The following is a 21023-nucleotide window of genomic DNA, read 5'->3' on the forward strand; positions in this document are numbered from 1 at the left end:
AACGTGTCGCATGGTTCGCCGCATGTCCGGGAGAAGGACACCGACGCGCATCAGCAGTCGGAGGGCAACGGCGAACCGATCGGCGACTGGTTCATCGAACCGCAAACCGCGGATGAGCCGAGCCCGGTCCGGCCATACGCGCTGACGGCGGGTCGCACCGACTCTGGTGTCGAACTGCCACTCGAGGCGCGCATCGAAGCGCTCAACACCGCAGCGAAGCCGTCGCGCTGGCCGAGAAATGATGTGCGTGGCCAGATCCTGGCATGGTGCGCGGACAGCCCCTCGGTCGCGGAGATCGCTGCGCGTCTGGCCTTGCCGCTCGGTGCGACGCGGTTCCTGGTCGGCGACCTAGTGACGCAAGGCTATTTGCGGGTGCACGCCCCCCTCGGTGACTCGATGACAATCGACGAGCGACGTGAATTGATAAGAAGGACGCTGCGCGGCCTGCGAGCACGCCACTCGGCTTGACGAAGTGTCCTCGCCCCTCACCCGCGTTCGATCACCGACACCGAACCATGGTTCAGGTCGCTTGTGACGTAAGCGAAGTGTGTGTTCGGGTCGACGGCGATGGCGAGCGGATTGTTGCCGACGGGAAGGATTCCGGTGACGGTGCGTTTCGCGGTGTCGATCACCGACACCGACGCACCGCTGTAGTTGGCCACGTACGCGGTCTTCGTCGGTGGGTCCACCGCTACACCGGCGGGGCGCTGTCCCACGGGCACACTCGCCGTGACCGCGAGACTGTTGGTGTCGACGAAGGACACCGACGCGTCGTCGCCGCTGGCGATATACGCAGTGTGCGATTCAGTATCGATTGCGATGCCGGCCGGGCGGCCGCGAAGCGCGACGGAACCGATGACGGTTCGGTTCGTCGTATCGATAACCGTCACTGTCGGATCCGCGGTGGTGACAAACAAGCGGCGCGCGGTCCGATCGATGGCCACCCGGCTCGGACCTTTCCCGGTGGGCACCGTCGCCGTCACGGCATGCGTCGTCGCGTCGATGACCGACACCGATGCGCTATCACCATTGGTGGCATAGACGACTCGGGCATCCGGGTCGACCACTACCCCACCGGGATGGATACCGACACCAATGGAGGCGACGACCTTATTGCTCGCGATGTCGATCACCGACACGGAGGAGTCGTCGTAGTTGGTGACGTAGATGGTCTTGCTCGACGGATCCGCCGCCAGCCCCACGGGGTGGCGTCCTACCGCGATGGTGGCTGTGACTGTGCGGCTGGCGGTATCGACCGCCGAGACGGAGTTGGAACCGGTGTTCGCGACGTAGACGGTGTGTCCGCCGGAGTCGACCGCGACGCCGAAGGCGCCGTTGCCCACCCGGATTGAGCCAGCGAGGGTAGGTGGACCACTCGGGGGTGCCGTGACGGTCCCGCTAGGAGGTGACGAAGGTGGTACGGCGACCGCCGGGGATGCCGTCGTCCGCGTAGTTGCAGTCGTGGATGTGTGTGTGCGCAGAAGGTATACGCTCGCGCCCGCCAGGGCCACGATCACCGCGATCACCGCGGCGACTGCCCATGGCCGTCTGGCGCGTTTGAGGTTTCCCTCCACGAATTGGAATGTGTTGGGGGGCAACGGTTGCTGTATGTGCTCCGTTGGCTCACCGGCCGTGTGCGCCTGCACGGTCGAGTCCGGTACCCGCAGCGGCATGGTGATCGCGTCACGAGCGGCCCGTGCCATTTCCACCGGGGTGGCGTAGCGGCGGTCAGGGTCCTTGGCCATACCCGTGGCGATGACCGCATCGAACCCCGGCGGCGCGCCGCAGTCGGACGGTCGCGGCGGCGGGGCCGATAGATGCCCTGCCACTTGTTGCTCGATGCTGTCACCCGGAAATGGGGCGCCTCCCGTCAAGCACTCATAGAGCACGCAGGCCAGCGCGTAGATGTCCGAGCGTGCATCGGCCTGGCCGACACCGAAACGCTCGGGTGCCATGTAGCGCAGCGTGCCAACCACCACGTCCGTTCCCGTCAGACCGGTCTCGCCCACCGCGCGCGCGATCCCGAAATCGATCAGATACGCAAAATCGTTGTCGTCGAGCAAGATGTTGGAGGGCTTGATATCCCGATGCACCAATCCGATCTTGTGCGCGGCGTACACGGCGTGGGCCAGCTGCTCGACGATGTGGACCGCGCGTGCGGGTGGCATCGAACCCGAGGCCAGCACGGTTGCCAGGTCGCGGCCCTCGATCAGCCGCATGTCGACAAATAGCCGCCCGTCGATCTCGCCGTAGGTGTGAATCGGCACTATGTGAGGGTCGTTTAACCGTGCGGCTGCGTGGGCCTCGCGACGGAATCGCTGTTGAAACGTCCTGTCCGCAGCAAAATGCGCGGGAAGCACTTTCAGCGCGACGATCCGATCGGTGACGGTGTCATAGGCTCGCCAGACCTCGCCCATGCCACCTCGGCCAAGCAAGTTGATTAGCCGGTACTGGCCGAACGGGGTCCCTTCCACCGAAACCTCCCGACAGCAGCGAGCCAGCAACACCATAATCCACCGCTGACGCAGTTTGGGGAAACCCTCGCAAACGTGGTTCGGACGGCGCTGCTCACCTATCCCGGCGGACTCCCCTCCCGTTTACGAGCTCCAGCGCCGCCGCGACGAGGGGCTTGGCCCACTCCGGTGTCGAGGTCAAGTCGGGCGGCCCGACGATCCGGCCGCGCTGCATGTGCAGCACCAAGACCGGCCGCGGTGTCTGTCCCTTCGCCGGGTCGGCGGTCGCGGAGTTGTCATACACCCGCAGCTCGGTCAGCACAGGCAGCAATGTCACGAGATTGATCAGGCTGTGGCGGCAGCGGCGTCGGATGTCGGCTTCGGGAATGTCATGCCCGCCGCCGCGGACCCGTTGCCGGACTCGCGCGATGTGGGCGTCGTCGGTGTCGAGCCCGACGTAGAAGACGTGGATTTCGATGCCACGCTTGGCGGCATCGGCCAGCAGCCGCGGCATGGTGTTGCCGCCGAGTGTGGTCTCGAACGTGAAATCGAGGCCTTCATCAATCGCCCGCTCCAGCAGCTTTCGGCCCTGGTCCCAGGCCGCCGCGTTCGCCTCGGTCTGGCCCAACTCGGGGTTGGCTGCCATGATCTCGCGCGCCGCCTCGTCGGGGTTGTAGTACTCACCGCCCTTGTCGCGGATCGTCGCGCCGATGATGCTGCTCTTGCCGGCGCCGTTGACGCCGGCCAACACGTGGATCTGCGGCGGCGCCGTTGGTTTGCGAACCATGGCCCGCCTTGGATCACCGTCGCCGGGCCGCGCGCGCCGCCTTCACCGCCGCGGCTCCCAATTCCTCCGGCGTGGCGTCGAAGGCCGCGGCGACCCCGGCTTTTGCTTTCGGTGTCTGCATGGTGGCCAGCAGCTTGTCGAAGCGCTCGCTGAGGTCGTCGAGGGCAGGTGTGACCGGCGCGGTCAGCGCCTCGAATTCGGGATAGGACAGCAGCACCGCCCGAGGGGTGTCGTGCTTGGTGATCACCACTGCCCCGTTGAGTGCGGCCTCCTCAAAGACCGTGCCAAACTCGTTTTTGAGGCGGCTGGCGGTCACCCTGGGCACGTCGACCAGCTTGCCATCGCGATTGCGGAACGAGACGGTGGACGCGGCGCCCGCCTTGGTGGTTGTCTGCATACGAGCTATTTTAGCCGTTTTGTCTATTTTGTGCATAGGCCAAAACTGTGGCGGACGGCGTGCTACTTAGCCGAGATGGATTGCGGTGAACCGAGAAGTTGTTCGGTCTGGAACGGTCACATAAAGCGCTGGCGGTACGTCTCGTCGTTGATCCCGTTGCGCGCGAAAGGATTTGCCGCGACGGCGGGTGATTCGCCCTCTCCTGCCGGCCGGCGGTGTTCCCCTTCACGAGGTGCCAGATGGCGCGCGGTAAGGGCAATGAGCATGATGACGACGGTCGCCCAGCAGTACCAAGGCATCGACGCGGCCTCCCCCGATCGGATCCCGTCAGAGTAGGCAGCTGTTGTTGCGGCAACGCTGCCCGTGGTGATCTGCTTGCTACAACCTGCTCACCGGCAACTCTTGAGGGCGGTGAGGTCGTCAGCGATTCGAGGTTGCCCGGATGGACGCGCGCCAGGGCTTGCGCCGCTCGATGACGTACGTTTCACGATGCTGGCGCGCCCACCATAAGCGCAGGGTCTGCGTATCGATAGGTGCAGTTGGCTCGTCAAAAGGCGATGGTGCGCTGTACATGCGGCCGTTCCTGCTCAATTGTAGACGTATCCGTTCACTATGCGAAGGAGCATACTCGCGCCGCCGAAGGAACGCTAGCGGCTACTAAGGGAGCTTTGGAAGGCACGCGCGCCTAACCGGCGGGCGGTACCACTGGTGGACGGCAGATGTTGGCGGTCGGGTCCCACCACCAGCCGTTGTCACACGCCAACGGTTGCGGTCCCACCCCGAGCGGCCGGCACACGTTCGCCGTGGGGTCCCACCATTGGCCCGGGTCGCATGCCAAGGGTTGCGGCCCGACACCCAGTGGCCGGCATACGTCGCCCGTCGGGTCCCACCACTGGCCTGGGTCGCATTGCTGAGGTATCGGCCCTCCCGCGGGCCGGCACACCTCGGCCTTCGGGTCCCACACATCGCCGTTGCCGCAGTCGGCCCAGCTCACTGCCGGAGTTGCGATCGTTACGGTGGCCATCGTTGCCCACGCAACCATGGCGACGGAAACCAGATGGCGAATGAATGTCCTCATTGCGGGCCTCCCCCTAGCCGTATGCATTATCGAACCCGGCCCAGCCGGACAGGTCAAGCACCGGTTTGCTCCGGCTACCGTGAATTCTGTGACCACGCCTACCGAACAGCCGGCTGACGAAGCTGACATTCGACACCGGATCGACGCACTCGCCGGTGCCATTCGCGCCCGGGATCTCGAGGCCGTGATGTCGGCTTACACGACAGATGTTGTGTCGTTCGACATCGAGCCGCCCCTGCAACACGTGGGGACGGAAGCGAAACGGAAGAACTGGGAGCGCGTATTCGCTGCCTACGAGCAGCCGGATTACGAGATTCGCGACCTGACGATCACCGTGCGCGGCGACGTCGCATTCGCGCACAGCCTCAATCGGCTCAGCGGCACCCTGAAGGGGGGAAACACGACCGCCGGTTTCTGGGTTCGAGCGACGGTGTGTCTCAAGAAGGTCAACGGCCGCTGGCTCGTCGCGCATGACCACGCGTCGGCACCCCTGGATCCGGCAACCGGTGCGGCGCTGCTGAATCTCGAGCCCTGACCGGGCGTTGGCGCCGCGCCTTCGGGAGATTGGCAGTATTTGGCAGTTCGCGGGGTGGCCCCGGCAGCTGCTCTCGGGCTTCGATTGGGGGTGGGTCGGCACCGAAGCACGAGGAGGAACAACCGACATGGCAGAGCTGGCGCTCCCCCAGGGCACAATCGAATATCAGGAGTTCGGACCGCAGGATTCTCCGCATGCGCCGGTGCTGTTCGTCCACGGCATCCTGGTCGACGGGCGACTGTGGCGCGAGGTCGCTGAAGGCCTGGCGCGCCGCGGTTTCCGTTGCATCGTGCCGACGTTGCCGCTCGGCTCGCACACCATCCCGGTCAGAGATGCCACGGCGCTCTCACTGCGCGGTGTTGCGGAGATGATCAACGACGCGATCGTGGCCCTCGACCTTTCCGATGTGACCCTCGTCGGCAGCGACACCGGTGGCGGGATATGCCAACTGCTTGTCGACGCTCATCCGGACCGGATTGGACGGCTGGTGCTCACCAACTGCGACGCCTTCGACAAGTGCCCGCCCTTCCCGTTCGACCTCGTGTTCGCGTTGCTTCGCGGCCCCATCTCGATCAAGGCGCTGTTCGGACAGATGCGGTTGCGGGCGCTGCGCAACTCGCCACTCGGCTTCGGCCTGCTGATCAACCATCCCGATCCGGACGTCACCGCCGCGTGGCTGCAGCCCTGCCTCAAGGACGCACGCATCTGCCGCGACCTGGCGGCCCTGTTGCGTCAGGTCGCGGTCACCGATCTCACCGACGTGGCCACCCGACTTCCCCGGTTCACCAAGCCCGTCACGCTCGTATGGGGACAGCGGGACCGCTGCTTTACCCCGGGCTTGGGCCGGCGCCTGGCCAAGCAGTTCGTCGACGCCAAGCTGATCGAGGTTCCAGACGCGAAAACCTTTGTCTCACTTGATCAGCCGGACGCGGTCATCGACGCGATATCGGATATCGCCGCCCGCAGGCCCGGGGCTGGGCTGAGCTAGTCGGTCGACGGGGTGAGCTCCACGTGCACCGTGCGACCGAACTTGGACCGCATGAGACGGTGCGTCAGCGGCACCACGACGCCATGCAGGATGGGATATTTTTGCCGCAGCAGCCGCCCAACGTTGCGGTACTCAGCACCCTCCAGGATGCGGGCAGTGCCGGGCTGCACGGATCCCGTTGGCTTGCCCGATGCTGTCGCCGGGCCGAACTCGACGCTCGGGTTGCGCCGAATCCGGCGAACTTTGATCGCCCGCTCGAAGCTGCGGAAGTAGGCGCGGTCGCCGTCGACCACAATGCTGACCGGGCTCGAGCCGGGCGTGCCGTCCTTTCGAAACGTGATCAGCCGGATCGTCTTCTGCCGCACGAATCGCGCCAACGAGGGCGTGGTGGCCGTGCCGACGGCGCCAAGAACGTAGCCGAGCTGACGCAGCCGCAGCGCGAACGCCGCCACCAGCAACACCGACACCACGCCGAGCGCCCACGCCTGCGCCGCCGAACCGCCCAGGTCGAGGTCCATCACGTGGTTCACGGTGTGCAGGGTGTTGGCCACCAGAAAGCCCGCGAGCGTGGTGGCCAGGGCGTCCGCCCAGATCAGCGCGAGCAGGAGCCCCACTCCTAGGCCTATCTGGAACGCGCCGAGATCGTGCAGGAAGTGCCGGTGCACATCAAAGCCAACCGCATTCGCAAATGATGTCGGACCGATGAGGCACCAAATCCCGATCCCCGCGGTGATCGTGCCGACCAGTGCCGTCACCGCGACCAGGTATACCCGCGCCAGGCTGCTCAAGCGATTCATCACGCCCCCTCGTCCGCGTTGCTTGTTTGTCTTCAATCGCTAGACGTAGTAGCGCGCCGACATGTGACATCACGACCGAAGGTCAACCGACGATCCAGCGATGAATTCTTGGGCCGCCACCGGTCATACCTTTGAGACTGACAGATCGAGAGCAAAGGTTGATTCCATGCCTAACGCCCTACCGCCAATTGTTGATCACCAGACGTGGCGCGCCGCCCTCGACGAACTGCGCAAGCGCGAAAAGGCCGCCACCCGCGAACTGGACGCGATCGCCGCCCAGCGGCGCCGTCTGCCGATGGTCGAGTTGCCCGATTACACGCTCATCGGCGCCGACGGCCCGATCCGGCTGGTCGATGTGTTCGCTGGCCGCTCGCAGCTCATCACCTACCACCACATGTGGTCGGACGGCGCGGAGTGGCAGTGCAGCGGGTGCACGGGCTTCACGTCGCAGTTCACCCGGCTCGAGTTCCTCGACAGCTATGACGCCCGCTTCGTCATCGTCACCAACGGACCGATCGACGAGGCACTCGCGTACAAGCGGAAGGTCGGCAACCGGATGGAGTGGTACTCGTCGTCGGAGAGCTCGTTTGGCGCCGACATGGACGCGCCGCCGGGCGGCGGCTTCGCCGTCAACGTGTTCCTGCGCGACGGCGACACCGTGTATCGCACGTGGCATACGAACGGGCGGGGCACCGAGCAGCTCAGCCACAGCTTCGCGCTGATCGACATACTTCCGTGGGGCCGTCAGGAGGAATGGCTCGATTCGCCCGAAGGGTGGCCGTCGCGCCCGACATACTCGGGTTGGCTCGACTCTCCCGATATCGCCCGCGCCTACGGATCCAGCGACAAGTAAGGACAACGGATGACCATGACCGCCGAACGCTACGTCGTCACCCGCACGATCGGCGCGAGCCCGGCAGCGATTTTCGCGGTCCTCGCCGATCCGTCCCGGCACGCCGCCACCGAGCCCACCGATTGGGTCCGCGATGCCGTGGACACCACACCGATCACCGCCGCGGGCCAGATGTTCGCGATGAACATGTACTTGATCCGAGCCGGCGGCGACTACGTCACCTACAACCTGGTCAATGTGTTCGAGAAGGATCGCGCGATCGGGTGGATGCCGGGTGTGCTCGACGACGCCGGCAACCACAATCCCGGCGGCTGGTTCTGGCGCTACGACCTCGCGCCGAACGGGGACGGCACCGACGTCACGCTGACCTACGACTGGAGCGGCACGCCCCAGGAGTTCCGCGAGCGGGTCGGCGAGATGCCCATCTTCGGTGAGGACTATCTTGCCGATTCGTTGGCGTCCCTCGAGCGATCCGTCGCGGGCTAACCTCTGCTTTTTCAGCAAATCCAGCGTTAGGCTCCTCGGTGGCACGGTCACATCGCGCATCGGGAGCCCGCTATGAAGTCAGACGCGCACGAACCGGCGATAGACCCACGCCGGCTACGCGAATTCACCGCATTCGACAAGTTTTCGGATCACGAGCTGGAGCGGCTCGTGCAAGCGGCGCATCACACGTCGCGGTCGGTGCCATGGCCGCTGATTCGTGAGCAGACGCCGTCGGACGCGTGCTACATCCTGCTCAGCGGGGAGGCAGGGGTGTACGTCGGCGACGACCGCATCGCCGTCTTGGGGCCGGGTGAGGTGATCGGCGAATCCGCGCTGCGCCGTGGAAAATTGCGTTCCGCGACCGTGACGACGATGGGGCCGGCCGAAGTACTGCGCATCGAGCGCGACGATCTCGCCCGCTTGCTCGACCAGATACCCGCGCTCCGTGAAACCATGGACGCGACCGCCGCGCAACACGTCCCTGTCACGCCGCCACCGAAACCGAAACCGGCGCGCTCTAAGCTAAACGCCTCGCTCCCAACGGAATTGGTCGAGCGGTTCGAGCGGGCCGCAGACCATGCCGGTGTGGACGTCGCGGGCGCGCTGGAGGCGGCGGTCTCCGACTGGATCGAACGACACGGCACATAGGTGCCGGACTACTGCGGGTGGGATGCCAGGTAGTCCCCCACCGGGATCGGTGATGTCGCGGCATACCCGATGGGCAACAACACGTCGCCCGCGTTCGTGTAGCAATAGACATCCCACCGGTAATAGCCGGCAAACGCCGCGGGATCGGCGGCGATCAGCGTCGCGTATTGATCGACCGCGCGCACGTATTCGTTCGCGTGGTTGTACCGGTAGATGGCGCGATCACGGTCGCTGGCAAAGCCATTCGCGGCGAGGTAGCGGCCCGCCGCCATGATGCTGTCGTGGGGCGACCCGATGTCGCCGCCCGCCCCGTAGGTCGCGAACGTCGCGGGCAGGAATTGCATGGGCCCTTGCGCGCCGGCGGTGCTCGCGCCCACGATGCTGCCGAAGCGAGTCTCGATGAAGTTGATGGCGGCCAAATAGTTCCAGCCGACGCCGGTTTCCGACTCGGCCTGATGGTAGAAGCCCAGCAGCTGCTCGGCCGGAGCCGGCGACTCGACGCGCCACGCGGGAAGCGTGCTTCGCACCGGTGTCATCGCGGTGAGCTGTCGGCGGGCGTCGACATTGCGGTCGTAAACGTCGAGCAATGACGAAGGGATGCGCGGTCGGGTCGTCGCATCCCATTCGGGGTGCCGACCGATGGCCCGATAGGCGGCCTGCTGACGATGCGCCGCCGCTACCAGCGCCGCCTCCCCCGTCGCTGGGTCACGCAGCGCGTTTTCGTCGGCGACGAGGTCGTCGGCCAACTGCGCGGGGTCGGACGCCAGGTGTGGCTGCGCGCCGTCGGACGCGTACGGCGCGTCGGCCAGCATGGTGATCGAGGCGAGCTCGATGCCCACTGGTGCGGGATGCGTAGACCCTGCGAGTGCGACCACGATCGCACCCACGCCCACGACAGCGACTGCATGGTTACGGCTCACGTTGTTCACTCCCGTCGAGAAGTCGGGATAGGTCAACGGTAGCCGGTGTGTCGAGGTGCCGAGCGGCCGCAGCCTCAGCTCTGGGGCCCCGCGGGCGGCCAGGGCGAACCCGGTGACGGTTCGCCGGGCTCGCCGTGCTCGCCTCGGGACAGGGGCACCCACTGCTCGCTCGGCGCGGGCTGCTTCGAGGAGGGGAAGTCGCGTAGCTTGCCGGACGGCTTCGCGTCCCATTTGGCGAACGTCAGCGGTGTCTGCAGCCAGCTGTGCAGCAGGCTGTAGGTCGCCTCCAGCGAGTCCATGTGGGTGCGCTCCCAGCCGTGGCTGCCGTCAAGGCCGAAGCCGACTAGTGCGGCCCGGGTGCCTGCGCCGGCCTCGATCGCCGCGGCGGCGTCAGACCGGTAGAAGCGGAACACATCGCGCGCGTACGGGATGCCCCGCTCCTCGGCGAGCCGGCACAGCTTCCGGGTCAGGTGATAGTCGAACGGGCCGTGCATATCGGCCATCGGGATCGTCACCCCGTCCTCGATGGACTGCTGGCCGGGCGCACACACCGCGTTGTCGACCGAGATGAGTTCGGCGACGTCCGCGGGCAGGCCATGGCTGGCCCCGTGGCCGACCTCCTCGGTGATGGTCACCATGATCATGGTGCGGTGCGGCAGCATGACCCGTTTCTCGGAGAAGTTCTTGGCCAGCGTCAGCGCAATCGCGATGCCGGCCTTCCCGTCGAGGTGGCGGGACACGATGAAGCCGTCGGCGGTGAGCTCGGGGCTGGTGATCAACGCGACGAAGTCACCGACCTGCAGGCCGAGCCGAACCAAGTCCTCCCGGGACGACACCTTGCGGTCGACCCGCACCTCGACGTTCTCCCAGTCCGTGGGTTGGGTGTCGATCGCGTGGCCGAAGGCGTGCCCACTGGCCTTGAGCGGCAAAACGGTGCCGGTGATGAACTCGTCGGGGTCGTCGGGGAAGATCCGCACGCGGGCGCCCGCGGCGAAGCGGGCCGAGAACGTGCCGACCGGAATCACCTCGAGTCGGCCGTTGTCCTTGAGACTTCGCACCATGCACCCGATCGTGTCCGCGTGCACCACCAGCGCGCGGTCGATGGTCGGCGACTCACCCGTGAGTTCGGCGGTCAACGCTCCGCGGCGGGTCAGCGAGAATGGGACGCCGAAGTGATCGAAAGTGTCGCCGATCAGCTGCATCACGGCGTCCGTCCGCCCCGACGGGCTCGGGGTCTGCAGCAGCGCGAGCAGTGTGTCGACCATCCACGCGCGGTCGGCCTCAGTCATGGCCGCGGTGTGGCCCACGGTGCCTCCCTTCGGGATTCTGCGGAATCGCGTTCAACCTACCGCTTGTCGGCCCCCATTGGCCCCGCGGGCGCTAAGACGCGCGCAGAATGGGAACCCATGGTCAGAGCAGGGAGGAGCAGCTCGTGCAGCGACAGGAAATCCGGTCACTCGCAGACCTCGCGGGCGAAGGCACCCGCATTCTCACCACTTTCGTGCGGGACACGCACAGCGGCATCGCGGAGCGCGTTTTCGGCGCCATAGGGCCGGCGTCGAAACCCGTGGAGATCGTGCACAACACGATTGCCGCGGCGACGTACTACGCCGTGGACCGCGGGGTGCGAGCCTCGTTGCACGGCGCCGGTGAACTGGCCGCCGAAGTCCGCGGCAGCGACGAGGACGACACGGTCCAATCGCATCCCACGGTCGCCGGCGTCGTCGCCGCACTCAATGGAATCTACGGCGACGAGCTAACCAACCGCCGCAACGAATTCGCGCTGACGATGCAGATCCGCCAGCGCGGGAAGCCCGTCGCGCTGGATGCCGCCGCCGTCGCGGCCGCGTTTCCCGAAGCCACCGGCCGGATCGCGGTGTTCGTCCACGGCTGGTGCATGACCGAAATGTCGTGGCGGCGGCAGCCGCGCGACGGCGAGACCGCGCCCCCCTACGGCACCCGGCTGCGCAGTGATCTGGGCTTCACGCCGGTGTATCTGCGATACAACACGGGGCTGCACATCTCCGACAATGGCAAGGTGTTGGCCGCGCTGATCGACAAGCTGCGGGCGCTGTGGCCGGTGCCGGTCGAGGAGATCGCGTTGATCGGTCATTCGATGGGTGGCCTGGTGATCCGCAGCGCCTGCCACTACGGGGTCGAGCAATCGCAGCGCTGGCCCGACGACGTTCGCCACGTTGTCTGCTTGGGTTCGCCGCACTTGGGAGCCGACCTGGAAAAAGGAGTCAACGCCGCGTCCTGGGTGCTGGCCCGGCTGCCCGAAACACGGGCCGTCTCTTCATTTCTCAATGCGCGTAGCTCGGGCACGAAGGACCTGCGCTACGGCGCTTTGCTCGACGAGGACTGGAGCGAATGCGATCCCGACGAGTTCCTGCGGGACCGCTGCCATGAGGTGCCGTTCCTGCCCGGCGCCGTCTACCACTTCGTGGCAAGCAGCGCGGGTCCGCGGGCCGTCGGAGTTGTCCTCGGCGACCGCCTGGTACGCCCCGCCAGCGCGTCGGGTGTGGGTAAGTCCCGCACGGTTCCGTTCGACGCGGCGCATGGACTGACGCTAACGGGCCTACACCACTTCGATTTGCTCAATCACTCAACCATCTACGCGAAATTGCGTGAGTGGCTCGGTGAGTCGGCCAGGTCGACGGAGTTCACCGGCTAGGCGTCTTGGCCCCTGGACTCGCGCCATCCCCGCTCGAACGGCAACCGCCACGCATTGGGAGCGATCAATTGGTGAATGGCGTTAGGGCCCCAGGTGCCGGGCTGGTACATCTTGGCCGGCGGCGGGTCGTCGAGCAGTTCCTGCGAACGCTCCCACAACGATTCGATGCCCTCGGCGGTGTTGAACAGCGTGTGGTCGCCCCGCATGGCATCGAGAATGAGCCGTTCGTAGGCCTCCAGCACATCGACGACGGTGTCGATCTCCTGAGAGGAGAACTGCATGGACAACTTGTCCAGCTTCATCCCGGGGCCGGGTCGCTTGCCGTAGAAGGACAGTGAAACCTTCGAGTTGTCAGCGAGATCGAACGTGAGGTGGTCCGGACCTTGGGTCCCCACTCCCGATCCCGGCGGGAACATGCTCCGGGGAGCCTCTTTGAAGGCGATCGAGATGATGCGGATGCCCTCGGCCATCTTCTTGCCGGTGCGCAGATAGATCGGCACCCCGGCCCAGCGCCAATTGTCGATGCCGACCTTGAGCGCGATGAACGTCTCGGTGTCGGAATCCTTTGCCACGCCCTTTTCTTGGCGGTAGCCGTTGTACTGGCCGCGCACCACATTTGACGGCTTTACGGGGAGCATCGATCGGAACACCTTGTTCTTCTCTTCGCTGATGGCATACGGCTCGAGGGCCGTCGGCGGTTCCATCACGACGAAGGCCATCACCTGAAAAAGGTGCGTCACGACCATGTCCTTGTAGGCGCCGGTGCTTTCGTAGAAGTTGGCGCGCTGATCCAGACCCAGGGCTTCGGGAATGTCGATCTGGATGTGGTCGATGAAGTTGCGGTTCCAGATCGGCTCGAACAGACCGTTGGCGAAGCGGAACGCCAAGATGTTCTGGGCCGCCTCCTTGCCCAAGAAGTGGTCGATGCGGAAAATCTGGGATTCCTCGAATGTTTCGTGCAGAAAGTCGTTGAGTGACACCGCGCTGGGCAGGTCGGTGCCGAACGGCTTCTCCATCACGACGCGGGAGCGTTCGACGAGTTTGGCGTCGCGCAGCATGGTGATGACGTCGCGCGCCGCCTTCGGAGGGACCGACAGGTAATGCAGGCGGCGCACGTTGACGCCCAGGCTGGCCTCGGCGTCGGCGACCGCGTCCGCGAGCGCTTCGGGCCCGGCGCTTTGCGGGACGTACCTGACGATTTTCGCGAAGCTGGCCCACTCTTCGGGAGTGAGCTTGTGCATGCCGAACGAGTCGATCGCGGTCTTGGCGAGTTCGCGGAACTCGTCGTCGCTGAAGTCTTCCAGCGACGTCGCGACGATTTGGATATCGGGGGCAAGCTCCGACTGATCCAAGTAGGCCAGGCCGGGCAGCAGCTTGCGTTTGGCTAGGTCGCCCGTCGCGCCGAACAGGACGATGACGTGGGGGTCGAGCGGCTGCTCGCCGTGGCGGCGCGGCCGCGCGTCGGGTGCCGGGTAAGAGATCGTCTGCGGTTTCTTGGTGGCCACTCTGCGATACTTCCACCGCCGCGCCGCCCGCGCACGACTGATTGCGGCCGAACCGCCCGCGTCACGGTCCCGGGCCGTATGTCAGGATTCGGACATGACTGCACGCAGCTTGGCTCGCATCGGTGGTGTTTTGGTGGCAACGGCGTGGGCGCTGCTCAGCATGCCCCTCAGCAGTCCGGCCGCGGCCGCCGACCCATGCTCCGATGTCGCCGTCGTCTTCGCGCGCGGCACCCACCAGGAGCCCGGTCTCGGCAACATCGGACAGGCCTTCGTCGACTCGCTCACCTCGCAGGTCGGCGGGCGATCCGTCGGGGTCTATGCGGTCAACTACCCCGCCAACGACGACTACCACAACAGCGCGAACGCCGGCGCCGCCGACGCCGGCGCTCACATCCAGGACACGGTGGCCAGCTGTCCGAACTCGAAAATTGTGCTCGGTGGATACTCTCAGGGCTCCACGGTGATCGACCTGGCCACCAACGCGATGCCCGCGTCGGTCGCTGACCACGTCGCCGCCGTCGCGCTTTTCGGCGAGCCCTCGAGTGGCTTTTCCAGCATGCTGTGGGGCGGCCAGCCGCTGCCCACGATCAACCCGATGTATACCGGCAAGACCATCAGCTTGTGCGCCCCCGACGACCCGATCTGCTCTGGGGGCGGCAACATCATGGCGCACGTTTCCTACATCGATGCCGGGATGACTAACCAGGCCGCGACATTCGCGGCCAACCACCTCAATCAAGGGACGCCGCCGCGCACGTAGCGAGTGCTGACCCGTGAAATCCCTAGCTACCTCCTCACGCGACACCGTCGCGATTCGGATATTGATCGCCATGGTGCTGGGAGTCGCCGTCGCCGTCGCGGTGGGTAACACGGTCGGCTGGCGATTCGCGCTTGTCGGCTGGGTCGTGACCGCCGGGGTGTATGTCGTGTGGACGCGGCTCATCCTGGGCGGCATGGATGCCGAGGAAACCCGCAGATATGTGACACGCGAGGATCCGACCCGGTGGATTGCAGACGTGGTCGTCGTGTCCGCAAGCGTTGCGAGCCTGGCCGGGGTCGGCTACGTGGTGGCCGCGGGGACGCACGCGGGTGCCCCAGCCATAGCAGCCGCCATACTCGGCATCCTGGCCGTCGCCGCGTCCTGGTTTGCCGTGCACACGCTCTTCACGGTGCATTACGCGCGGCTCTACTACTCCGACGAACCCGGGGGCATCAACTTCCACGACCCCGAGCCGCCCCGTTTTCGCGACTTCGCGTATGTGGCTTTTACCGTCGGCATGACCTTCCAGGTGTCGGACACGGAAATCGGGCTGACATCCATCAGGGCGACCGTGTTGCGCCATGCGATGCTGTCCTACCTGCTCGGCGCCGTAGTTCTGGCCGTCACCGTCAACTTGATCGCGGGGCTGGGCGCCAAGCTCTGATCGGCCCGCTCACCTTGCGGCGGTTAATCTGGCGGCATGGCAATCGAGTCCACCATGCTCGCCCTCGGAACCCCCGCGCCACAGTTCGCGCTGCCCGAGCCGGCCACCGGCGCCACGGTCAGCCTCGATGAGCTCACCGGTCCCGCGCTCGTCGTGACCTTCATCTGCAACCACTGCCCGTACGTCCAGCACGTCGCCGCCGGCCTCGCCGCGCTCGGCCGCGACCTGGCCGATCAGGGGGTCGCGATGGTCGGCATCTCCAGCAACGACGTCGTCACCTACCCGCAGGACGGCCCCGACCAGATGGCCCAGGAGGCCCGCCGCCACGGCTGGACGTTCCCCTACCTTTATGACGAGACCCAAGACGTCGCCCGCGCGTTTTCCGCAGCGTGCACGCCGGACACTTTCGTCTTCGACGGCGAGCGCCGGCTGGTCTATCGCGGTCAGCTCGATGACTCCCGGCCAAAGAACGACCTGCCGGTGACGGCCGCCGACGTTCGGGCCGCCGTCGACGCCGTGCTCGCCGGTCGGCCGGTCGACCCGGACCAGCGACCGTCGATCGGGTGCGGCATCAAGTGGCGCTGAGCCACGCGCACGCCGGGCCGCGAGCCGCGCTGCGCCGATGAAAATCGTGCTCGCTGCCTACGGAAGTCGCGGCGATGTCGAGCCGTTCGCCGCCGTCGGGCGGGAGATGCTGCGGCGAGGTCACGACGTGTGCCTGGCGGTGCCGCCGACCATGGTTGGTTTCGTCGAGTCGGCGGGGCTGGCGGCGGTCGCGTACGGGCCGCAACCCGCTGCGTTCCAATCGGATTCGTTGAAGTGGTTCTTCGGCGGGTGCCCGCCGGGCCCGGGCGTCGGGAGTTTCGACGGCGACACGAACACCCAGAATCCGTTGGGCGCGATGGTCGAAGTGATGGAGCATGTCGCACGGGCCTGGGCGGATTGGGGCGCCGCGCTGACGACGCTGGCGGAGGGGGCCGACCTGATACTTACTGGCAAGGGCGCGCAGGGGCTGGCCGCCAACGTCGCGGAGTATTACGGCATTCCGATTGCCGTGCTGCATTTCTTCCCGGGTGGACGGTCGCGCTCGGGTGGCATGCTCGGGAGCGTCATCAAGGATGCCGAAGAAGCCCAACGCCGCGCGCTAGGCCTGCCGGAGGCGACAGGATCTTTCGATTCGCTGGAGATCCACGCATACGACGAGTTCTGCTTTCCCGAAATGGCGACGCAATCCACGGGTGGGCGATCGTTTGTCGGCGCACTGACCCTGGAGTTGCCCACCGAGGCCGACGACGATGTGCTGTCGTGGATCGCCGCGGGAACGCCACCGATCTACTTCGGCTTCGGCAACAATGTCCAGCTCCCGTCCCCCGCCGAGACGATCGCCGCAATCAGCAGGGCCTGCGCGGAATTGGGCGAGCGGGCCCTGATTTGTGCTGGGGCGAGCGACTTCTCGGGTATCACGCTTTTCGACAACATGAAGGCCGTGGGCGCGGTGAACCACGGCGCCATCTTTCCGGCGTGCCGCGCGGTCGTTCACCATGGCGGTGCCGGCACCACGGCGGCGGGCCTGCGCGCCGGAATCCCCACCTTGATCCTCTGGTTCTCGCTCGAAGATCAGCCGATGTGGGCAGCCGCAGTCGAACGACTCGAAGTGGGCGCCGGCCGGGCTTTTTCGGCCAGCACCGTGGCATCACTGGTCGCGGACCTGCGTTCCGTTCTCGTCCCGCAATGCGTCGCTCGCGCTCGCGAGGTCGCCGCCCGGATGACCAAGCCCGCGCAGAGCGCCGCCGCCACCGCAGATCTTCTGGAACAAGCGGTCGCGTAATGGGAGAACGGCTACCCCGGGTGGCGATACTCGACGACTACGCGGGCGTGGCCCTCGAGCTTGCCGACTGGTCGCCGGTGCTTAGCCGATCCGAAGTGACCGTCTTCGACCGCCACCTTTCCGAGGAGGAAGCCGCGGACGCGCTGTCGCCGTTCGACGTGGTATGCACGATGCGCGAGCGGATGGCCTTTCCGCGCGGCCTCATCGAGCGGCTGCCCACCCTCAAGCTGATCACCATCGTCGGCAAAAATCTGCCGAACTTGGACATGACCGCGGCCACCGAACACCGTGTCCTTGTTGCCCATTCGGATTTCGCCCATCCGCGATTCAGATCCGTCCCTGATGCCACTCCGGAATTGGCCTGGGGGTTGATGATCGCGACGGTGCGCAATCTGGCCGAAGAGCACCGTCACATGCGCGAGGGCGCGTGGCAGACGACCACCGGTCGGACGCTGTCCGGCAAGACGCTGGGACTTCTTGGTCTGGGCAGGATCGGTAAGCGGATGGCCGAATACGCGAAAGTGTTTGGCATGGAAGTCATTGCGTGGAGCCAAAATCTCACCGACGAGGCGGCCGCGGCGGCCGGCGCTCGCCGCGTCGAGAAGGCAACGCTCTTCGAACGATCCGACGTGATCTCCATCCACCTGGTTCTCTCGGAGCGCACGCGCGGACTGGTCGGCGCGCCCGAGCTGGCCATGATGAAGCCGCACGCCTACTTGATCAACACCTCCCGGGGGCCGATCGTGGACGACGAGGCCCTGATCGACGCGCTCGCGACCGAGCGCATTGCCGGGGCCGGCCTCGATGTCTATGACATCGAACCGCTTCCGGCGGATCATCCATTGCGTCGTCTACCGAACGTGACGCTGTCTCCCCACCTGGGCTACGCCACCCGCGAAATGCTGGGCGCCTTCTACGCAGACACCGTCGAAGCGGTCGCGGCGTGGCTGACCGGGACGCCCGTCAGGATCGCCAACCCCGAGGCATTGCAGCGGCGAAATTCGAACTAGCAAAACGCAACCCCGTGGCCGGCACACAAGCCGACCACGGGGTTGATCGCCGGAACTTGCTGGCTAACCCGGGCAATAAGTCGATTCCGCGGCGCTCACCATCGAGGTGACATCCGCGAACGAGATGCCTTTCGCGCCGAGCGTGGAGTGGATGTCCGCGGCAATCGCGTCCGGAGTTTTGCCTGCCGAGCGATCGGCGCATATTTGATGGCCCATCGCGACGATGTCGGAGTCGTCTCCGGACGGCCAGGTAAAGCCGAGAGTGTGCATTTTGCTGAGGAATGTGTCATCGGTGGCATCCGCGACCGCAATCGCAGTGCTCGTAAGAAGGGCGGCGCCGACCATCATGGGGACAGACAGTCTGGCCAGCCAGCGGGGTGAGGGCATTTGCGCGCTTCCTTTCATCGGGGCGTTAACGGAGTCCCAGTATGAGCGCTAAAAGAGGCGTAAATATGAAGAACCGTGAAATCTGTGAAACAGCTTGCGGAGATCTGAATAGGCAATTCTTTTGGCGTAATTTGCGTAAATGCGGGCCGCGCGTCGCGCCTAGCCCAGTGCGACGGGGTCGCCGACGGCGAGGACGCCCTCTTGGAGCACCTCGAGATACACGCCCGCGCAGGGCTGTGCCCCGGAACCGCCTGCGGGCAAACGATTTTCGGCCGCGGGCGTGCGAAGCGCTTCCGGGGCTCGCGCGAGCGTCCCGTGCTCGAGCGTCGGCACCACACACCGAGAGGTGGACGCAATGACACGCAGCCGTACCTCACCGGCCGTCAATTCCCGCCCGAGCCAGTTGTCTTCGTCATACGGCGGGTGACCCGCCGGGGTCGCGATCACCAGGTTGGGTCGGTAGCGCAGCGCGTCGACGCCGATGCGCTCCAGCGTCGCCGTGGTGATCGCGTGCAGCGGGGCATCATCGGTAAACGAGTCGCCCGGGGTTGCCTGGCCGATCGTCAGGATGCGGCCCGCGACTTCGGCGTCCACCCCCAGCTCGAGCAGCTTCTCCGGATCCGGGCGTTCGAGCGTTGCGCCGTCCGGCCGTTGGCTGATCAGCCGGACCGGGCGCCCCAACAGCCGCGACAGCAGCTCATCGACACCCGGGTCGTCGGCCGCGACGCTTGTCCCGTCGGGCAGCCCGATGTTCACGCGCCCGGTGCTTCCGTTCGCGGTGCACTTGAGCAGCCCACGCCACAGCCGGGCCTGCTTGGCGCTGGCCACATGCCCGGTCTGGGTGTCGACAAGTGCCAGCCGCCGGTCTCCTTCGGCGCCTCGTTCGTCGACGAACAGGCGGTTCACAACCTCGCCCAGCATCGATTTCACCGGGTAGCGGAGCAAACTCTCGACCCGCATCTGCTTTTCCACCACGCAGACCAGTATGCGGCGGCGACCTACGGCGTGCGCCGAGCGGTACGGTAGCGGCGATGAAATTTGTGCTGGCAGCCTACGGAGGACGGGGCGACGTCGAGCCCTGTGTCGCCGTGGGTCGGGAGCTGCTGCGCCGCGGTCACGAGGTGCGCCTGGCCGTCCCGCCCAACATGGTCGCCTTCGCCGCATCCGCGGGGCTCAGTGCGGTCGCATACGGGCCCGACACGCGGGAGCAGATGGACGGCGCCATGAATTTCATTGGCGGCGTAGGGAATCTGATCAGTGCGTTGCCCCAACTCGTAGAGCGAGTCAGCCGGGTCTGGCTGGACAAAAGCGCGACACTGACGTCGCTGTCAACGGGCGCCGACCTGCTGGTGGCGCACATGAACGATCAGATGCTCGCCGCCAATGTCGCTGAATACCATGCCATTCCGCTCGCTGCACTGCACGTCTTCCCGGCGCGGATCCTGGCGTCTGGGCCGCTGTATTCCGGCATAACGAAGGATGCTGAAGTCGCCCAACGCCATGCGCTCGGCTTACCGGCGGACGCCGGACCCTCAGCGCCACAACTGGCGGACGGCGGATTGCTGGAAATCCAGACCTACGACGAGCTCTGCTTGCCCGGGCAGTCGACCCAATGGGTGGAGCCCGGCCGACGCCCCTTCGTCGGCGCGCTGACCCTGGAGCTCCCGACCGACGCCGACGACGACGTCTTGGCCTGGATTGCCGCTGGAACGCCGCCGATCTACTTCGGCTTCGGCAGCACGCCGATCGACTCTCCCGCCGACACCGTCGCCATGATCGGCGCGGCCTGCGCGCAGCTGGGCGAGCGAGCGTTGATATGCAGCGGAGCAAGCGACTTCAGTCGCGGTCCGCATTTCGACCACGTCAAACTGGTGGGTGCGCTCAACTACGCGGAAATCTTTCCGGCCTGCCGCGCAGTGGTCCACCACGGCGGCTCGGGCACCACGGCCGCGGGCCTGCGCGCCGGAGTCCCGACGCTAATCCTTTGGGCTGTGTGGGACCAGCCCATGTGGGCGGCGGCCCTCGAGCAGCTGAAAATCGGTGCCGGGCGCCAATTCTCGGCCGCCACCCTTGAATCACTGGTCACCGACCTGCGCTCGATACTGGTTCCGGAGTGTGTCGCCCGCGCGCGTGAGGTCGCCACCCAAATGACGACACCGGCCGAAAGCGTCGCCAGGGCGGCCGATCTCCTCGAAGACGCCGCCCGCTTGGACCACTAGGCTCAGTCTCGTGGAGGATCGGGGCCCGAGATCT

At 66.1% G+C, this 21023-nt stretch carries 22 protein-coding genes and 1 pseudogene; 13 read left to right on the forward strand and 10 right to left on the reverse strand.

Translation table 11 applies throughout. From position 1 onward, the window contains the following. Positions 1–126 precede the first annotated feature (126 nt). Positions 127–468: pseudogene (locus A5744_RS25280) on the forward strand (DUF742 domain-containing protein); the annotation flags it as partial. Between the two features lie 17 nt (positions 469–485). Here A5744_RS25280 and A5744_RS24060 read toward each other — a convergent pair. The 4 genes from A5744_RS24060 to A5744_RS25285 form a co-directional block, all read right to left on the reverse strand. Beyond that, positions 486–2474 carry a serine/threonine-protein kinase gene (locus A5744_RS24060; protein ID WP_139331229.1) on the reverse strand — a complete coding sequence of 663 codons (1989 nt, stop codon included), beginning with the start codon at positions 2472–2474 and terminating at the stop codon, positions 486–488. A gap of 94 nt (positions 2475–2568) precedes the next feature. Further along, the gene (locus tag A5744_RS04205) at positions 2569–3240 is read right to left on the reverse strand and encodes a zeta toxin family protein (protein WP_076058649.1); all 672 of its coding nucleotides are present in this window, start codon (positions 3238–3240) and stop codon (positions 2569–2571) included. Between the two features lie 13 nt (positions 3241–3253). Beyond that, positions 3254–3637, reverse strand: coding sequence for a type II toxin-antitoxin system Phd/YefM family antitoxin (locus A5744_RS04210; protein ID WP_076058651.1), 384 nt, complete (start codon positions 3635–3637; stop codon positions 3254–3256). A 685-nt stretch (positions 3638–4322) separates the two neighbouring features. Then, complete coding sequence (locus A5744_RS25285) at positions 4323–4715, reverse strand: hypothetical protein (RefSeq protein WP_076058652.1); 393 nt, start codon at positions 4713–4715, stop codon at positions 4323–4325. Here A5744_RS25285 and A5744_RS04220 point away from each other — a divergent pair. Together A5744_RS04220 and A5744_RS04225 are read left to right on the forward strand one after the other, a co-directional pair. Continuing rightward, a complete protein-coding gene (locus A5744_RS04220) occupies positions 4654–5250 on the forward strand; it encodes a nuclear transport factor 2 family protein (RefSeq protein ID WP_240562955.1) in 597 nt (198 codons plus the stop codon). The two genes, A5744_RS25285 and A5744_RS04220, sit on opposite strands and share 62 nt — an antisense overlap. Positions 5251–5377: 127 nt before the next feature. Continuing rightward, on the forward strand, positions 5378–6238 hold the full coding sequence (locus A5744_RS04225; protein ID WP_076058655.1) for an alpha/beta hydrolase: 861 nt from the start codon (positions 5378–5380) through the stop codon (positions 6236–6238). On the opposite strand, the gene A5744_RS04230 is transcribed toward A5744_RS04225, so the two are convergent. Then, on the reverse strand, positions 6235–7038 hold the full coding sequence (locus tag A5744_RS04230; RefSeq protein ID WP_076058657.1) for a PPOX class F420-dependent oxidoreductase: 804 nt from the start codon (positions 7036–7038) through the stop codon (positions 6235–6237). The two genes, A5744_RS04225 and A5744_RS04230, sit on opposite strands and share 4 nt — an antisense overlap. A 163-nt stretch (positions 7039–7201) precedes the next feature. Here A5744_RS04230 and A5744_RS04235 point away from each other — a divergent pair, with 163 nt between their 5' ends. From A5744_RS04235 to A5744_RS04245, 3 genes are all read left to right on the forward strand, one after another. Continuing rightward, positions 7202–7888, forward strand: coding sequence for a DUF899 family protein (locus A5744_RS04235; RefSeq protein WP_076058659.1), 687 nt, complete (start codon positions 7202–7204; stop codon positions 7886–7888). Positions 7889–7897: 9 nt separating this feature from the next. Further along, a complete protein-coding gene (locus A5744_RS04240; protein WP_076058661.1) occupies positions 7898–8374 on the forward strand; it encodes an SRPBCC family protein in 477 nt (158 codons plus the stop codon). Between the two features lie 72 nt (positions 8375–8446). Next, the gene (locus A5744_RS04245) at positions 8447–9022 is read left to right on the forward strand and encodes a cyclic nucleotide-binding domain-containing protein (protein WP_076058663.1); all 576 of its coding nucleotides are present in this window, start codon (positions 8447–8449) and stop codon (positions 9020–9022) included. Positions 9023–9030: 8 nt separating this feature from the next. On the opposite strand, the gene A5744_RS04250 is transcribed toward A5744_RS04245, so the two are convergent. Both A5744_RS04250 and A5744_RS04255 read right to left on the reverse strand, forming a co-directional pair. Continuing rightward, complete coding sequence (locus tag A5744_RS04250) at positions 9031–9951, reverse strand: lytic transglycosylase domain-containing protein (RefSeq protein WP_139331233.1); 921 nt, start codon at positions 9949–9951, stop codon at positions 9031–9033. Positions 9952–10016: 65 nt separating this feature from the next. Then, on the reverse strand, positions 10017–11249 hold the full coding sequence (locus A5744_RS04255; RefSeq protein ID WP_076058664.1) for an osmoprotectant NAGGN system M42 family peptidase: 1233 nt from the start codon (positions 11247–11249) through the stop codon (positions 10017–10019). A gap of 125 nt (positions 11250–11374) precedes the next feature. Between A5744_RS04255 and A5744_RS04260 the strand changes: the two genes are divergently transcribed. Continuing rightward, positions 11375–12616 carry an alpha/beta fold hydrolase gene (locus A5744_RS04260; protein WP_076058749.1) on the forward strand — a complete coding sequence of 414 codons (1242 nt, stop codon included), beginning with the start codon at positions 11375–11377 and terminating at the stop codon, positions 12614–12616. On the opposite strand, the gene zwf is transcribed toward A5744_RS04260, so the two are convergent. Then, positions 12613–14121: a glucose-6-phosphate dehydrogenase gene (gene zwf, locus A5744_RS04265; protein ID WP_076058666.1), complete on the reverse strand. Its 1509-nt coding sequence runs from the start codon at positions 14119–14121 to the stop codon at positions 12613–12615. The two genes, A5744_RS04260 and zwf, sit on opposite strands and share 4 nt — an antisense overlap. 94 nt (positions 14122–14215) lie before the next feature. Between zwf and A5744_RS04270 the strand changes: the two genes are divergently transcribed. The 5 genes from A5744_RS04270 to A5744_RS04290 all read left to right on the forward strand — a co-directional run bounded on the left by A5744_RS04270 (position 14216) and on the right by A5744_RS04290 (position 18383). After that, the gene (locus A5744_RS04270; RefSeq protein ID WP_076058667.1) at positions 14216–14881 is read left to right on the forward strand and encodes a cutinase family protein; all 666 of its coding nucleotides are present in this window, start codon (positions 14216–14218) and stop codon (positions 14879–14881) included. A gap of 70 nt (positions 14882–14951) precedes the next feature. Next, positions 14952–15545, forward strand: a complete 594-nt coding sequence (locus A5744_RS04275) for a DUF1345 domain-containing protein (RefSeq protein ID WP_170874423.1) — start codon at positions 14952–14954, stop codon at positions 15543–15545. A 36-nt stretch (positions 15546–15581) separates the two neighbouring features. Beyond that, on the forward strand, positions 15582–16130 hold the full coding sequence (locus A5744_RS04280) for a thioredoxin family protein (RefSeq protein ID WP_076058671.1): 549 nt from the start codon (positions 15582–15584) through the stop codon (positions 16128–16130). A gap of 37 nt (positions 16131–16167) precedes the next feature. Continuing rightward, a complete protein-coding gene (locus A5744_RS04285; protein ID WP_076058674.1) occupies positions 16168–17373 on the forward strand; it encodes a glycosyltransferase in 1206 nt (401 codons plus the stop codon). Then, positions 17373–18383, forward strand: a complete 1011-nt coding sequence (locus A5744_RS04290; protein WP_076058676.1) for a D-2-hydroxyacid dehydrogenase family protein — start codon at positions 17373–17375, stop codon at positions 18381–18383. The genes A5744_RS04285 and A5744_RS04290 overlap by 1 nt, the downstream gene beginning before the upstream one ends. Before the next feature lie 63 nt (positions 18384–18446). Here the strand turns inward: A5744_RS04290 and A5744_RS04295 are convergent, their stop codons facing one another. Continuing rightward, positions 18447–18731 (reverse strand): DUF732 domain-containing protein, encoded by a 285-nt coding sequence (locus A5744_RS04295; protein ID WP_240562957.1) that lies wholly within the window; start codon positions 18729–18731, stop codon positions 18447–18449. A gap of 198 nt (positions 18732–18929) precedes the next feature. Beyond that, a complete protein-coding gene (locus A5744_RS04300; protein WP_076058751.1) occupies positions 18930–19730 on the reverse strand; it encodes an MOSC N-terminal beta barrel domain-containing protein in 801 nt (266 codons plus the stop codon). A 71-nt stretch (positions 19731–19801) separates the two neighbouring features. On the opposite strand from A5744_RS04300, the gene A5744_RS04305 reads away from it, so the two are divergent. Then, on the forward strand, positions 19802–20989 hold the full coding sequence (locus A5744_RS04305) for a glycosyltransferase (protein WP_076058679.1): 1188 nt from the start codon (positions 19802–19804) through the stop codon (positions 20987–20989). Positions 20990–21023 lie beyond the last annotated feature (34 nt).

Origin of the sequence: Mycobacterium sp. IS-1264 (assembly GCF_001954195.1) — a bacterium.
Lineage (GTDB): Bacteria > Actinomycetota > Actinomycetes > Mycobacteriales > Mycobacteriaceae > Mycobacterium.